Annotated in this window: 11 protein-coding genes; 1 reads left to right on the top strand and 10 read right to left on the bottom strand. The window is 67.3% G+C overall.

Annotated features, from left to right (window positions below; translation table 11 throughout):
- Positions 1–13: 13 nt before the first annotated feature.
- Positions 14–2422: a hypothetical protein gene (locus NQV17_RS28465; protein WP_257774829.1), complete on the top strand. Its 2409-nt coding sequence runs from the start codon at positions 14–16 to the stop codon at positions 2420–2422.
- Between the two features lie 160 nt (positions 2423–2582).
- On the opposite strand, the gene NQV17_RS28460 is transcribed toward NQV17_RS28465, so the two are convergent.
- The 10 genes from NQV17_RS28460 to hutH form a co-directional block, all read right to left on the bottom strand.
- Entirely contained in the window at positions 2583–3581 is a 999-nt protein-coding gene (locus NQV17_RS28460; protein WP_257774828.1) for a transketolase family protein, read from the bottom strand.
- Complete coding sequence (locus NQV17_RS28455) at positions 3578–4423, bottom strand: transketolase (RefSeq protein ID WP_257774827.1); 846 nt, start codon at positions 4421–4423, stop codon at positions 3578–3580. The genes NQV17_RS28460 and NQV17_RS28455 overlap by 4 nt, the downstream gene beginning before the upstream one ends.
- A gap of 50 nt (positions 4424–4473) precedes the next feature.
- Entirely contained in the window at positions 4474–5799 is a 1326-nt protein-coding gene (locus NQV17_RS28450; protein WP_257774826.1) for an MFS transporter, read from the bottom strand.
- Between the two features lie 74 nt (positions 5800–5873).
- The gene (locus NQV17_RS28445) at positions 5874–6623 is read right to left on the bottom strand and encodes an SDR family NAD(P)-dependent oxidoreductase (RefSeq protein ID WP_124488566.1); all 750 of its coding nucleotides are present in this window, start codon (positions 6621–6623) and stop codon (positions 5874–5876) included.
- Between the two features lie 162 nt (positions 6624–6785).
- The gene (locus tag NQV17_RS28440) at positions 6786–7685 is read right to left on the bottom strand and encodes a LysR substrate-binding domain-containing protein (RefSeq protein WP_044845498.1); all 900 of its coding nucleotides are present in this window, start codon (positions 7683–7685) and stop codon (positions 6786–6788) included.
- A gap of 265 nt (positions 7686–7950) precedes the next feature.
- On the bottom strand, positions 7951–8571 hold the full coding sequence (locus NQV17_RS28435) for a hypothetical protein (RefSeq protein ID WP_257774825.1): 621 nt from the start codon (positions 8569–8571) through the stop codon (positions 7951–7953).
- 63 nt (positions 8572–8634) lie between these two features.
- Positions 8635–9684 (bottom strand): patatin-like phospholipase family protein, encoded by a 1050-nt coding sequence (locus NQV17_RS28430; protein WP_257774824.1) that lies wholly within the window; start codon positions 9682–9684, stop codon positions 8635–8637.
- A 93-nt stretch (positions 9685–9777) separates the two neighbouring features.
- Positions 9778–13281 (bottom strand): adenylate/guanylate cyclase domain-containing protein, encoded by a 3504-nt coding sequence (locus tag NQV17_RS28425; protein WP_257774823.1) that lies wholly within the window; start codon positions 13279–13281, stop codon positions 9778–9780.
- A gap of 230 nt (positions 13282–13511) precedes the next feature.
- Positions 13512–14267: a histidine utilization repressor gene (hutC, locus tag NQV17_RS28420; protein ID WP_257774822.1), complete on the bottom strand. Its 756-nt coding sequence runs from the start codon at positions 14265–14267 to the stop codon at positions 13512–13514.
- Between the two features lie 50 nt (positions 14268–14317).
- A complete protein-coding gene (gene hutH / locus NQV17_RS28415) occupies positions 14318–15811 on the bottom strand; it encodes a histidine ammonia-lyase (protein WP_257774821.1) in 1494 nt (497 codons plus the stop codon).
- Between the last annotated feature and the right edge of the window lie 6 nt (positions 15812–15817).

Genomic DNA, 15817 nt, shown 5'->3' with positions numbered 1-15817 from the left:
TTTCGTATTCCTCATGAACGAATCCACGGACATCCCCGATTCCGTCGATGCCCGCGCCGCCGCGCTGCGCGACCGCCTGGGCCCGCACGTTGCACCCGCAGGCCTGTACGAACGCCACAAGCGCCTGCCGTTCGCCGGACGCGTGCGTTGCAACGTCACGCGCCTCGAAGCCGGCGAGTGGAGCGAGATCGTGCTCGACTACGAGGTCGGCTCATCCGGCATCGCCGACGGCGGCTGGCTGAAGGCCACCTTCAAGTTCTATTCCGACTGGGCGCTGTTCCAGACGAGCGACCCGGGCGCCGCGAACTACATCAGCGCCGAATACCATGCGGCGCCGCTCGTGCCGGGCCAGAGCCCGGCCACCGTGCAGGCGCTGAACGTGCGCTTCGACCAGAAGGGGCACGAGCGGCCGTTCCAGAAGGCGGTGATCGTCGATGTCGTCGACGGCTACTTGAACGCCGGCGACCGGATCGTGATCCGTCTCGGCGATCGCCGTCGCGGCCCCGGCACTCGCGTGCAGACCTTCGCCGAGGACAACTTCCGGTTCCGGCTCTACGTCGATCCGTTGGGCACGTCGCGTTTCGTCGCGGTGCCCGGCGACGTCTCGATCGACATCCGCGCCGGCGCGCCGTCCGACGTGCTGCTGAACGGCCCGCGCTTCGTGCGGCCGGGCACCCGCGCGCCATTCCGGCTGTCGCTGCAGGATCGCTGGGGCAATGCGTGCCGCGACGTCGGCGGCACCGTGCGCGTCGTTGCATATGACGCGCAAGGCGAAGCTGTCTACCGGCGCGAACATGCGCTGCCCGAGGCGGGATTCGCGAGTTGCGCGGTCGACGACCTGCCGGTCGACGCCGGCACGCTGCGCATCGTGGCCGACGTGCCCGCGCGGCCGGACGTGCGTGCGGCCGAAGCGTGGCTGACGCTCGACGCGTCGTTGCCGGTATCGCGCGCGCTGTATGCGGATCTCCATGTGCATGCGCACGACACGGTCGGCACCAACAGCCCCGAGTACAACGCACGCTACGCACGCGACATCGGCGGCATCGACGTGCTCGGCTATACCGCGAACGATTTCCAGATCACCGACGAGAACTGGCAGCTCGGCGTCGACGCGGTCGAACGCTTCAACGAGCCGGGCCGCTTCGTCGTGTACCCGGTACAGGAATGGTGCGGCAGTTCGACCGCGGGCGGCGACCATAACGTGGTGTTCCTCGGCGACGCGCGGCCGGACTTTCCGTACAACGCGCGCGGCGAACACAACCGTACGCTGGTCTGGAACGAGGACATGAAAGGTCATGCGGTCGAGCTCGGCCGCTGGCCCGTCGAGGAACTGTGGGATGCGTATGCCGACGCTGCCGCGCAGCATCTGGTGATGCCGCACGTGGGCGGTCGCCGCTACATTCCCGACTGGCATCATCCCGAGCTCGAACGGCTGGTCGAGATCGCGTCGTCGTGGGGGCACTTCGGCTGGCTGTACCAGGACGTGATCGCACGCGGCTACCGGCTCGGCGTCGCGGCCAGCGGCGACGAACATCGCGGCCGGCCGGGTGGCGGCGCGCCCGGCGTGCAGGTGTTCGGTGTGCACGGCGGGCTGACGGGTGTACTCGCCGACGTGCTCGATCGCAAGCACGTCGGCGAGGCGCTGCGCGCGCGCCGCACCTGGGCGACCACCGGCGAGCACAGTGCGCTGCTCGTGCGTTGCGGCGATCACTGGCAAGGCGATGCGTTCGCGCATCGCGGGCCGGCGCGGCTCGACTACCGGCTGCTCGGCCAGTCCGGCTGGGAATACGTGGCCGCGTACGATCACGAAGGACGGGTGTGGGAACGCAACCTGCATGCGGAACTCGGCTACGCGGATCGCCTGATCCGCGTGCGCTGGGGCGGCGCCCGCATCCGGGACCGCTATCGCTGGGCCGCGTGGCGCGGCCGGATCCGCGTCGTCAACGGCACGATCCACCGTTTCGGATCGAACGGCTTCGAGCATGTCGAGGAGTCGGCATGGCGTACCGGCGCGACCGACGTCGAGTTCCGCAGCGACACCTATGGTGATGCGGACAGCATCGAGCTCGACATCGGCAATCTCGCCGACGCGACGATCGTGGTCGAAGGCACGATCGACAGCTTCGCGAAGGTCGGCGATCCGCTGCAGCGCAATCCGTTCGTGCACGCGCCGACGTTCCGCTTCGAGATCAGCGGCGCGGACCTGCTCGCGCAAGGAACGGCCACGCATGCGCTCGGCGGCACCGAGTTGTTCGTCGCGGTCGAACGGTTGACGGACCAAGTGCTTCCCGTCGATCTCGCGGGCAGCATCGAAGTCGCGGCGGAAAATGCGTCGTTCGGATTCCGCCCAGTCTATTTCTTCGGGCGGCAGCGCAACGACAGCAAGGTGTGGTCGTCTGCCCAGTTCGTCACGTTCGAGTGACGCGCATGCGCGATCCGGGCGCCGTGCCGGCGGCGTTGCCGACGGGTCGGCCCCCGGCCGCGCATGGCCGGGCGCAAGGTACGCTACCCTGAAGCCGGCCCGCCCGGCTTGCGGAGGGAATGCCTCCCCCCGCCGAGCGGGCCGCGGTGCTTTGAAACGATCAACCGAGCCACGTCCTGATATTGGTCCGCATCGCGCCGGCCGAGATCCCGTAACGATCGTGCAGCGTCGGCAACGCGCCGGCGGCGAGGTACGCATCCGGCAGCGCGATCTGCCGAAACGGTGCCGCGACGCCAGCCGCAAGCAACGCAGTCGCCACCGCTTCGCCGAGTCCGCCGATCACCGTATGGTTCTCGGCGACGATCACCATGCGCCCCTTGCGCGACGCCTCCCGAACGATGGTCGCCGTATCGAGCGGCTTGATCGTCGGGACGTGCAGCACGGCTGCATCGATGCGGTCGGCTTCAAGCGCCTTCGCGACCTCGAGCGAACGCATCGTCATGATCCCGGACGAGATCAGCAGCACGTCGTTGCCGTCTCGCAGCAGCTTCGCCTTGCCGAGTTCGAAACGGTAATCGTATTCGTCGAGCACGGCCGGCACGTTGCCGCGCAGCAGGCGCGCGTACACCGGCCCCTGGTGCGCGGCAATCGCCGGCACCATCTGCTCGATGTCCAGCGCGTCGCACGGATCGATCACGGTCATGTTCGGCATCGCACGCATCAGCGCCAGATCCTCGGCCGCCTGATGGCTCGGCCCGTAACCGGTCGTGAGGCCCGGCAATGCACACACCAGCTTCACGTCGAGATTGTCCTCGGCGATCGCCTGATGGATGAAGTCGTACGCGCGGCGCGTCGCGAATACCGCATAGGTCGTGACGAACGGCTGCGCGCCTTCGTGCGCGAAGCCGGCGGCGGCGCCCATCAGCAGTTGCTCGGCCATGCCCATCTGGTAGTAACGCTCGGGAAATTCCTTCGCGAAAATGTGCAGGTCGGTGTACTTGCCGAGATCGGCCGTCATGCCGATCACGTTGCCGTTCGTGCGCGCGAGCTTCGCGAGCGCATGGCCGAACGGCGCGGCGCGGGTCGCCTGCCCCTCGGCCGCGATGGACGCGATCATCGCGGAAGTCTTCAGGCGCGGCTTGTTGTCGACGGTGCTCATGCGTGTCTCCCTGCTTCGAGTGCGTCGAGCGCGAGCTTCCACTCGTGCGCATCGACGCGAATGAAATGGCTCTTCTCGCGTGCTTCGAGGAATGGCACGCCGCACCCCATCTTCGTGTCGCAGACGATGATCCGCGGCTGCGGCCTGTCATGTCGGCGCGCGTTGTCGAACGCGCGCTTTACCGCGTCGATATCGTTGCCGTCGACTCGCTGCGTATACCAGCCGAATGCTTCGAGCTTGTCGACCAGAGGCTCGAACGCCATGACTTGCGTCGACGGGCCATCGGCCTGCTGGTTGTTCACGTCGACGATCGCGATCAGGTTGTCGAGCTTCCAGTGCGCGGCCGACATCAGCCCTTCCCAGATCGCGCCTTCGTCGAGCTCGCCGTCCGAGAACAGCGTATAGACGAATGCGTCCGAGCCGTTGCGCTTGAGCCCGAGACAACGGCCGACCGCGATCGTCAGGCCCTGGCCGAGCGAACCGCCGGACATCTCCATGCCGGGCGTGTAGCTCGCCATCCCCGACATCGGCAAACGGCTGTCGTCGCTGCCGTAGGTTTCGAGCTCCTCGGCCGGCAGGATGCCGGCTTCGAACAGCGCCGCGTACAGCGCGATCGCATAGTGGCCGTTCGACAGCAGGAAGCGGTCGCGCCCTTCCCACTCGGGATCGTCGGGGCGATAGCGCATCGCGCCGAAATACGCGACGGCCAGCACGTCGGCGATGTCGAGCGCCTGGCCGACATAACCCTGCCCCTGGACTTCGCCCATCAGCACGGCGTTTCTGCGGATGCGGTACGCGCGCTCGGCGAGCGTGACCGCTTCATGAATGGTTTCGGGATCCATCGTTGGCTCCAGTATTGGATCGGAAGGCATGCAGGTCGAATCGGCGGTGATCAGCGATTGACGGAGCGCGGCACGAGGAACACCAGCAGCGCGCCGAACGTAATCGCGACGGAGATGAAGAGGAGTCCGGCGGTGGACTTGCCGGTCAGGTCGTTCAGCCAGCCGACGATCGCAGGCGAGAAGAAGCCCGCGAGATTGGCGAAGCAGTTGACCGCGGCGATGCCCGCCGCCGCCGACATCCCGCCGAGCAGCGCCGTGGGCAGCGACCAGAATTGCGACGACGACGCGAGGATGCCGGCGGACGCAATGCTCAGGCACACGATCGACGCGCCGACGCTGCCGAGCATCGGCAACGTCGCGAAGCCGGCCGCCGCGATCAGCATCGGCACCGCGAGATGGAAGCGGCGCTCGCGGCGGCGATCCGCGCTCATGCCGATCAGCGGCAGCGCGACGATCGCGCACGCATACGGAATCGCGGTGAACAGGCCGACCCACAGCGGATCGGCGACGCCGGCCTTGCGAATGATCGTGGGCAGCCAGAACGTGAGGCCGTACTGGCCGAGCACGACGCAGAAGTAGATCGCGGCCATCAACCACAGGCGGCGGTCGGCGACGAACGCACGAATCGACAGGTGGGCGGTCGTGTGCTCGGCGTCGGTCGATACATTGCGCGCCAGCAACGCTTTTTCGGCATCGGTCAGCCATTTCGCGCCGGCAATGCCGTCATCGAGATACAGCAGGATCGCAAAGCCCAGCACGAACGAAGGCAACGCCTCGAGCAGGAACAGCCACTTCCAGCCCGCCATCGACATCGCGCCGTGCAGCGAATGCATGATCGCGCCCGACAGCGGGCCGCCAATGATCCCCGCGAGCGGAATCGCCATGAAGAACAGCGACAGTGCCTTGGCACGACGTGCCGACGGGAACCAGTACGTGAGGTACAGGATCACGCCCGGCGCGAAGCCCGCTTCGGCGACGCCGAGCAGGAACCGCAGCACGTAGAACGCGGCGGGCGACTTCACGAACACGAAGCTCGCGGAAATCACGGCCCACGTCAGCATGATGCGCGCGAGCCAGCGGCGCGCGCCGACGCGATGCAGGATCAGGTTGCTCGGTACTTCGAACAGAAAGTAGCCGAGAAAGAAAATGCCTGCGCCCATCCCGTACACGGTCTCGCTGAAACGCAGGTCGTTGAGCATCTGCAGTTTCGCGAAGCCGACGTTGACGCGGTCGAGATACGCACCGAGATAGCACAACATCAGGAACGGGATCAGACGTCGCGCGACCTTCGCATAGGTCGCCGCTTCGAACGTCTGCGCATCGTCCCGTTGCAGCAGCTCGCCCTGAACCGGCGAGGCGGGGTACTTTGCTCTCATCTTTGTCTCCTGCCATGGCCCCGGGTTGTCCCGGGTGCATGATGGTCGGCGCCGCGCGTGTCGCGGCGCCGTTCTCAGTGAATCAGCATTCCGCCGTTGACGTCCAGCGTGATGCCCGTCAGGTAGCTCGACAGGTCGCTCAGCAGGAACAGGCACGCATTGGCGACATCGGCGGCATCGCCGAGGCGGCCGAGCGGAATGCCCTTGACGATCTCCTCGCGCATGTCGGGCGTCAGCTTGTCGCCGGTGATGTCGGTCTGGATCAGGCCCGGCGTGATCGAATTGATGCGGATACGGTCGGCCCCGAATTCGCGCGCCATCGCCTTCGCGAGGCCGAGCACGCCGGCCTTCGCGGCGCTGTAGTGCGGGCCGCCGAAGATGCCGCCGCCGCGCTGCGCGGACACCGACGACATGCACACGATGCTGCCGCCGCGCTGCTCCTTCATCGCCGGCAGCACCGCCTGCGACATGTACAGCGTGCCGCGCAGGTTCACGTCGACGATCGCATCGAAGTCGCGCCCGGAAATGTCCAGCGTGCGCACCGGCTGCGTGATGCCGGCGTTGTTCACGAGGCCGTCGATACGGCCATAACGCGCCAGCGTCGCGCGGGCCGCGGCCACGCACGCGTCGCGATCGGTCACGTCGCAGGCCAGGCCGAGGTGGTCGGGCCCGAGTTCGGCGGCGGCCGCTTCGGCGTCCTCGCGACGCAGGTCGAGAATCGCCACGCGCGCGCCCTGGGCGGCCAGCGTGCGGGCCGTGGCCTTGCCGATACCGCGCGGCGATGCCGCGCCGGTCACGATGATGGTCCTGTTGTCGAGCAACATCGTTCGTCTCCTGTGTTGATGTGTGTGCAGAGTGTCGGCTCGACGGACACCCGCATCAACGCGGAAACGCTCAGGCATGGTTGAGAAAATTTCAGATGACGCCGCGCGGGCCGTTCCGGCGTGCTGCAACGCAATATTGCACGCGGCCCGGACGCGCGACGCTCAGTTCGCGCGGCGCTGCGCCGCGACCTCCCGCTCGATCCACGCAAGGAAGCGTTTCACGCGAGGCAGTTCCGCGTTCTGCCGCGGGTAAACGAGATGATGCGCACCGACTTCCACCGCATGCGTCTCGTCGAACACGGGCACCAGCGCGCCTTCGCGAATCTTCACCGACGCGAGCATCAGGCTTTCGAGCGCGATGCCGAGGCCGAGCGCGGCGGTTTCGAGCGACATGTACGACCGGTCGAATGAAAAGTCGAAGGTCTTGCGGGCCGCGAGCGATACGCCGGCCCGGCCGAACCACTGTTTCCACTGCACCAGCGGCGTTTCGGAATAGATCAGCCGATGCGCGAGGAGGTCTTCCGGCGCGTTGACCGGATGCCGTTCGAGGTACTGCGGCGACGCGAGCGGCGCGATGAACTCGCCGCGCATCGTCTTCACCTCGAGGTTATCCCAGTTGCCGTAGCCGTGGCGGACGTCGATATCGTAGAAGCCGTTCGAGAACGACACGTTTTCGTAAGAGCACGCCAGGTTCAGCTGGATATCGCCGTTCGCTTCCTGAAACGACGACAGCCGCGGCAACAGCCACATCAGCCCGAAGCTCGGGCTCGAATGCACGCGCAGGATATCGACCTCGGCGCGGCTCGACGCGCGCTCGGTGGCGCGGCTCAGGTCGGCCAGCGAGCCGGTGACGTCCGCCAGATAGCGCTCGCCGGTCGGCGTGAGGACGAGCCCGCGCCCCGATCGCTGGAACAGCGGCTGGCCGATCTGCGATTCGAGGTTGCTGAGCTGGTGACTCACGGCGGACGCGGTCAGGCCCAGTTCTTCCGCGGCACGATTGACGCTTTTGGTCCGGGCGACGCTTTCGAACGCGATGATTGCCTTGAGCGGCGGGATGCGCATGTTGGTATCCGTTGGAATGAGCAGATCGCCTGGCAAAGCGATATCGAAACGACACCTGGACAATCGTCCGGGCCAGGCCACTGCAATACGTTACATGCCAATTCTAGAGTGCCCGAGGGCCGCCGTTCGCTGCAACGTGGTCCCGACCGGCGGGCGCGCACCGGTCCCCTTGGCGCGCGACGCACGCGCGGCGGGTCTGTCGGGTCAGGTTGCCCTGGCGCCCGGGCACCGCTTCGATCGATCATTGCGCCGGCGCGGCGGGTCGTCACTCCGGTTCAGGAACCGGCAACCCCAGCCGCCAGCGCAGGTTCCTGCGCGCCTGCCTCTCGCAGCGCGCGTAGAAGAATTCCGTCAGATAGATGCGCGGACGCACGAGCAGCCCGCGCAGAATCGTCCGCTCATGAAAATCGTAGGCCCGGTCGTCGAGATCGGGACGCTCTGCCCGCAAACGCCGGCCGTCTTCGCGAAACCGGCTGCGGGAAGCGCCGAGCGCGGCCAGGTCGATGTCACACGTGAAGCGGGTATCCGGTTGCGCGGCAATGCCCGAGTGGGTCGTCGCGAGGATCATCGCGCAGACGGGGTCGCACGCGCGGATTCGCCCCCCGGCCTGGTGCCGGAACCAGTCCGCGCTACGCTGCTCGTTGTCCTTCGCGCCGGGCACGAAGATCACGTCATGGAACCAGAGCGCGAGTTCGACGGCGTCCGGCGCGGGAATCGCGTCGCGCGCCAGGTCAAGATGACGCAAGCATCGCCGTACATGCACGAGCGTATGGTAATGGCGCACCGGCTCCGCATAGCATTGCGCGAGCCTGCGATAGACCTCCTCGGCATGGGTCCCGCCGCTGCACGACCACAACGCGACGAACCGCGCCTGCATCCGGTTCACGTTCGCTCCTTGGACCGGGGCGTCCGCGCGGAATCGCCCCATGCCGACATGACTGCGATGCACTCAGAGAAATTCCCTGCGGATGTCGATGCTCGAGCGCTGCCCGATGTTTCCGTAGTGATGCGCGAGCCACACATCCGCTTCGCGTCGCCCGTGGTCATGCAGTTCGCTCAGGAATCCCCAATCCGCGTTGTACTTGCTCGATACGCTCAGCGCGGACAGCGCATCGTCGGCGCGAATGGAATGAATCAGCATTTCCTTCATCTCGCCGCGTTGTATCTTGCCTTGCTGGATCAGGTCGGTGACGAACGCGATCGCCCGCATCTCACGCATCAGCGATGAATTGAAACTGATCTCGCTGATCCGGTTGAGGATTTCCGCGGCGGTGATCGGCACGCCGCGACGCACGAGCGGATTGATGTGCACGATCACGACGTCGCGCGTCGCGCAGTTGTAGATGAGCGGATAGATGGCCGGATTCCCCATGTACCCGCCATCCCAGTAGTACTCGCCGTCGATCGAGACCGCCTGGAACAGGGTCGGCACGCACGCCGATGCCAGCACGGCGTCGGCACTGAGGTCCGCTCCGGTGAACAGGCGGATCTTCCCCGTCTCGACGTTGGTCGCGCACACGTACAGCCGGATCGGACAGTGCCTGCGCAAAGCGTCGAAATCGACCTGGCTTTCGAGCACCTCGCGCAGCGGATTCAGGTTGTTCGGATTGAACTGATAAGGTGAAAAGACCCGCAGCATCATGTCGGCGAACGCATACAGCGGCGAATGATCGAGCCCGAAGCTGTGCGTGCCCTTCAGCCAGGGCATCCAGCGCAGCGGGTTGTAGCGCTCCGCCGATTGCGCGACCGCGTGCCAGAAGTCGTGCAGTGCCTGACGCGCGCCGTCTTCGCCGCCCTTGTGCAGCCCGTACGCGAGTACCGCGGCGTTCATCGCGCCGGCGCTGGTTGCACTGACGCCTTCGATGTCGAGCCGGCCGTCTTCGAGCATGCGGTCGAGCACGCCCCAGGTGAAGGCGCCGTGCATTCCGCCGCCCTGCAACGCGAGCGCGATCGGTTTGCGCGGGCCATCGTTGCCGCGTCTTGCGTGCGTGGTTGCCATGCCCGTCTCCTCGGCGCTCCGCGCAGGCGGAGCAGCGGCAGGTCATCGAGCGCACGTCGTCACGCGATCCGTCGCCGTGCGCCGTTGTTCCATTCATGCTGCGCGCGCGTCCAATGCATCCAGCAGCGCTTTCGCGTCGCGCAGGTCGCTTGTATCGAAACCTTCCGTGAAGCAGGCGAGCACCTCGGACAGCACTCGCCTCGCCTCCACGGTTTTCCCCTGCCGCTGCAACAGCCGCGCAAGGTCCGACGCCGCCCGCAATTCCAGCGCTCGGGCACCCTGGCGGCGCGCGCGCTCGATCGCCCGGTGAAAGCAGCCGGCGGCCTTGTCGTCGCGCGCCGCGACGGCCCCTTCGTCGCACGTTGCGACGGCCCCCTCTTCGCTCGCCGCGACGGCCCCCTGCTCGCTCGCCCCGCCGGCCAGATAGACGCCCGTGAGCCGGTACAGCTCGGCCTCGAAGCAGTGCTCACCGGTTTGCTCGACGAGCGTCGTCGCCTCTTCCAGCAAGTCCAGCGCTGCCCGCCGGTCGCCCGCGCGCCAGTAACTGTCGGCGAGCAGCGCGAGGGAATAGGGCCGCTGGTCTTCGCCGCCGGCGGCCCGCTGCGCATCGAGGCCCAGCCGCATCTGCGCGATGCCGTCCCGGATGTTGCCTTGCGCGCTCATCGCCCAGCCCCGCAGGAGCGTCCCCCATGCGAGCCAGTACGGCAAGCCGTGCTCGGTCGATACGGCAATGACCGCTTCCGCGCGCTCGGCGGCAAGCGCGGGCTCGCGCCGCAGCTGATGCAGGTGTGCCGTGTAGGTCAGGCTGAACGCCAGGGACGGCCCATAGGAAAGGTGCCGTGCGAGCGCCAGTGCTTCGACGCTGCGCCTGAGCGCCTGGTCGGGATACCCCTGGATCCACAGGGTCAACACCAGGAAACTGAGCGCCCGGATGCCCGGATCGACCCCGTGCGCGAACACGTGGGCCTGATGCTGCTCCGGATCGTAGATCGCGATCGCCTGTTCCAGGTGGGTGCGGGCGGCCGTGAAATCGCCCTGCAGGAAGAAGCACGAACCCAGCGCGCTATGCGCCTCGATGAGAAAGCCGGGGTCGTTTGCATCGCGGGCCGTACCGAGCATCTGCCGGCCCAGGTCGGTCGCGAGCGCATACTCGCCGCGCACCACGTGGTGCATCCGCAATCCCAGCTGCGTCGCGAAGCGTTGCGATACCTCGCCCGTGCGCTCGCACAACTCGAGCGCGCGCGTATAGGTGGCGCCCACCTCCGTCGCGCCATACCCGCGCACATCCATCAGGACCGGCCCGAGGGACAGCAGCAGCGTCAGCTCCCAATGCGCGCGCATCGGTGTGTCCGGCAAGCCCTTCAGCAACGCAAGCGCCGCGCCGAGGTGATTCATCGCATCGTGATGAGCCGCATGGCGCAGCGCCTGCTGGGCCGCACGATGCAGGTATTCGACCGCCTTCGGAATGTTGCCGCTCTGACCGTAGTGATGCGCGAGTTCGCTGCAGTAATCGGCGATGCGCGTCGGGAACAGCACCTCGATCGCCTGCGCGGTACGCTCGTGCAGCGCGGTGCGCCGCTCCGTGAGCAACGAGCGCCCGGCCACTTCCTGGGTCAGCGCGTGCTTGAACGAATAATTGACCTCGGGAAAGGCGGGCCGCTCGTAGATGAACTCCGCGGCTTCCAGATGCGCGAGCAGGCGACGCAGTTCGTCGTCCCGCGCCGCCACCTCGCCGCAGATGCGCCGGATCAGGCTGAACGGAAACTCGTGGCCGATCACGGCAAGCGCCTGCAGCAGTTCCTTTTCCTCGACGGGAAGCCGATCGATCCGGGCCGCCAGCACGCCCTGCACGGTGGTCGGGATATGCAGCGTCGCCGGCGTCTCCACGATGCGATAACGCCCGGCCTCGCCGAGCAGCGACTTCTCTTCGACGAGCGTCTGGACCACTTCCTCCATGAAGAACGGGTTGCCCTCCGTCTTCTCCAGAATGAGCTGCTTCAGCGGCACGAGCGTGCGATCCTCGCCGAGCAGCGCCGTGAGCAGCCCCTGCGCATCGGACGGGCCGAGCGGCTCGAGCCGGATCCTGCTGCAATGAACCGCGCCGGCCCACGCCGGCCGATACTCGGGCCGGTAGTTCACCAACAGCAGGATGCGTGCGTCCGGCACGTGGTCGATCAGGTAGCTTAGGAATGCTTCCGTTTCACGGTCCAGCCATTGCAGATCCTCGAACAGCAAATGGACCGGCTGATTCTGGCTCTCGCGCACGAGCAGCTGCCTGATCGCGTCGAAGGTGCGCTCGCGCCGGATCTGCGGGTCCATCTCGACCAGCACCGAGCCGCCCTCGCCGATGCCGAGCAGATAGAGGACGTACGGCACGAGGTCCTCGAAACCGCGCTCCAGCGCGAGCGCCTTGCCGATGACCTTTTCCCGGCAGCGCCGCTCGTCGTCCTGCGGCGTGATCTGGAAATAGTTCTTCAGGAGTTCGATCAGCGGCAAATTGGAAAACGCCTTGCCGTGCGATACCGAAAACGTCTCCAGCACCAGCGCGCCGCGCCGTGAACGCTCCTTGAACTCGTGGAACAGGCGAGACTTGCCGACGCCGGCCTCGCCCACCACGCCGACCACGCGCCCGTGCCCGGCCCGCATGGTCTCCAGGGCCCGGTTCAGGTGTTCCAGTTCCGTTTCGCGCCCGACGAACCGCGCGAGACCACGGTGCGCCGCCAGCTGCAGGCGCGTGCGCAACGCGCCCAGCCCCAGCACTTCGTAGACGCATAGCGGCGCGGGAATGCCCTTGAGTTGCGTGGCCCCGAGCGCCTTGAACTCGAAATAGCCTTCGGCCAGCTTGTGGGTGGATTCGCTGACGAGAATCGACGTGGGCGCGGCGATGCCCTCGATCCGCGACGCGATGTGGATCGTATGCCCGAGCGGGTCGTATTCGGTGTGCAAGTCGTCGGTGCGGATCGAACGGACGACGACCTCGCCCGTATGCACGCCGACGCGAATCTGCAGAGGAATGCCTTCCTGAAGCCGAATCCGGTCGCCGTGCTGCCGCATCGCCTGCTGCATGCGCAATGCGGCGAAGAGCGCGCGCTGCGCGTGGTCCTCGTGCGCGATCGGCGCGCCGAACAGCGCGAGGATGCCGTCGCCGAGCGATTTGGCGACGTACCCTTCGTAGTAGTGGACGGCTTCCATCATCAGCTCGACCACCGGCACGATCAGGCGATGCGCCACTTCGGGATCGAGGTCGTGGATCAGCGCGGTCGACCCGGCCATGTCGGCAAACAGCGCGGTAACGGTCTTGCGCTCGCCGGCGGGCTCGCCGCGCGCTTCCATCGCCGCGTGTTCGGCACGGATGCGCTCGGCCAGATGATCGGGCGTGTAGTGAATCGGGGTGGGCGATGGCGCGTGAGCCGGCGGTCGGGACGATGGCGGCATGGCGGCAGGTGTCGCCAGCGGCGCACCGCAATGGCTGCAGAAGCGGGCTGCCGGCGCTGCGTCATGCCCGCACTGCGGGCAGGTGCGGGACAGCACGGCCCCACATTCCAGGCAGAACCCCGCACCGGGAGGATTCTCCGATCCGCAAATTGTGCAGCGCATAAAACCCTCTTCCAGCCAAGGGTCGACCTCAAAACATTATGCGCCACTCTCTGCCGGTATTCAGGTCGGTGAATGCGCGTACGCATGCCGACGGGCGAAGGAACGAACGGTTCGATGGGCGCTCTTCGCGATTGTGACGCGCAGGGTCGAGTCAGCGGCCGCATCATTCGCCGACGCGCAGGACATCCACGCCGATTGCCTCGGCTCGATCCGGGCCGCTCGCCGCGTCCCTACATCTTCCCCGCCAGGTGAAACCGCGACGCCGGATGCCACAGCCTGACCGACGTCGCGACGTGCTCGCCGACCCAGGTGCGGCGCTTCAACACCAGGCACGGCTCGCCGATTTCCATCACGAGATGCCGGCGCACCTGCGCATTGGGCTTCTCCGCATAGATCCGGAACTCGGCGCGCTGGATCGGCGCGAGCCGCACCATGTAGTGGTTCGGCGTCTCGATCGTGAAATCCTGCTCCAGGTAGTCGGGAAACAACGCCGGATTGACGTAGCGATCCTCGAACTGGATCGGCTCGTCTTCCTCGAAATGCACGATGCGCGAATGAAACACCGGCCCCGAGCGAAGCCCGAGCGCATCGATCGCGTCCGGGTCGACGCTGCGCTCGATCAGCACGACGCGCGCGCTGTGCCGATGACCGCGTTCCGCAATCTCGTCCGCGATGTTGCGGATCTCCAGGACCGTCGATTCGTAATGCCGGCGCTCGACGAACGTGCCGGCACCCTGGATGCGGGTCAGCACGCGTTCGTTCGTCAGTTCGCGCAGCGCGCGCGACACCGTCATCCGGGCCACGCCGAATTCCTTGACCAGCTCGGCCTCGGTCGGGATCGCGCCGCCGGGTTTCCAGTCGCCCTTCGCGATCCGCTCGACGACGTAGCGCTTGATTTGTTGATAGGCCGGCAGCGCGCGCGCCGGCACGGCCTCGCCCGATGCCCTCGCCGGCCGTGCGGTAAGTTGTCGCTCCGTTTCGTTCATGCACCCTCGACCGAATGAATAATGGATGATCCGCCCGTCGTCGCCGGTCATCACTGCAACGGCGGCGGCGCCCCCGCGACGATGCCGGCCGCGATCGCGATGTCGTCCGCGAGCGGCCGGTCGTCGCGATACGCCGGTACGCGTTCGCGCACGTGCCGCCACAGCGCGTCGGTCGACGCGGCCCGCCCGGTTTCGTTCGCTTGCAAGTCGTATGCCTGCGCGGCGGCGAGCAGCTCGATCGCGAGCACGCGCGTCGCGTTCTCGATGATGTCGAGCGCCTTCAGCGCGGCCGGCGTCGCATGACACAGGTGATCTTCCTGCAGCCCCGATGTAATGCCGCCGTCGAGGCTCGCCGGCGCCGCGAGCCGCTGATTCTGCGCGACCAGCGCGACCGCCGTGTATTGCGCGATCATGAAGCCCGAACACGTGCCGCCCGGCGCCGCGAGAAACGCAGGCAGGCCGCTCACGAGCGGATTGACGAGACGGTCCAGCCGCCGCTCGGCGATGGCCGCCACCTGCGCCATCGCGGCCGCGAGGCTGTCCATCGCCAGCGCAATGCCCGCGCCGACCGCATGCGCCTGCGAATGAACGGCCGGCGCATCGCGCGTACCGGCGACGATCGGATTGTCGGTGACGGACGCGAGTTCGCGATCGACGACGTCCGCCGTGACCGCGAACACGTCGCGCGCCGCGCCATGCACGTGCGGAATCGTGCGCAGGCTCAGCGGATCCTGCGTATGCCGCCCGCTCGCCGAGGCGAGCATCGGGCTGTCGGCCAGCATCGTCCGCAAGCGCGCGCCGACATGCCCGATGCCGGGCGAGATCCGCAACGCAAGCGAGGCCGGGTCGAACGCGGCGAGTTGCCCGCCGAGATTCTCGAAGCTCGCCGCCGCGATCCAGTCGGCCCAATCGAGCAGCCGTTCCGCGCGGGCCAGCGCGAGCGCGGCGAGCCCCGTGACGCACGGCGTGCCGTTGACCAGGCTCAACCCTTCCTTCGCACCGAGCACGAGCGGCTCGCGGCCGATGCGGCGCAGCGCCTCGGCGCCGCCGATGCGTTCGCCGCGATGGCACGCATGGCCGTGCCCGATGCAGACGAGCGCGACGTGCGCCATGTGGGTCAGATAGCCGACCGAGCCGTGCGCCGGCACCTCCGGCAGGCAATCGTGCTCGAGCAGCGCGACGAGCTGGTCGACGACGTCGGCATGGACGCCCGAATGCCCGTGCGCGAAATTGTTGATCGCGGCCGCGACGATCGCGCGCGTTTCGGCCGCGCCGAGCGGCATGCCGACGCCGACCGCGTGACTCATCAGGATGTTGCGCGACAGCGTGCTCTGCTGTGCCGGCGACACGATCACGTCGCACAGCGCGCCCACGCCGGTATTGACGCCGTAAGCGCGAATCCCGCGCGCGACGATCTCGTCGACGAGTTCGCGCGCGGCAACGACACGCGCGCGTGCCTCGTCGGCCAGCGCCAGCGGCTCGCCGGCCGCCACCGCCGCAACCTGTCGCCAGTCGAGCGGCCGGGCCGCACGGAATACGGTCATGGCAGC

This window comes from Burkholderia sp. SCN-KJ (assembly GCF_024656005.1).
GTDB lineage: Bacteria > Pseudomonadota > Gammaproteobacteria > Burkholderiales > Burkholderiaceae > Burkholderia.
Note: the sequence above shows the minus strand (reverse complement) of the source record. Positions and strands in the feature narration are given on the sequence as shown.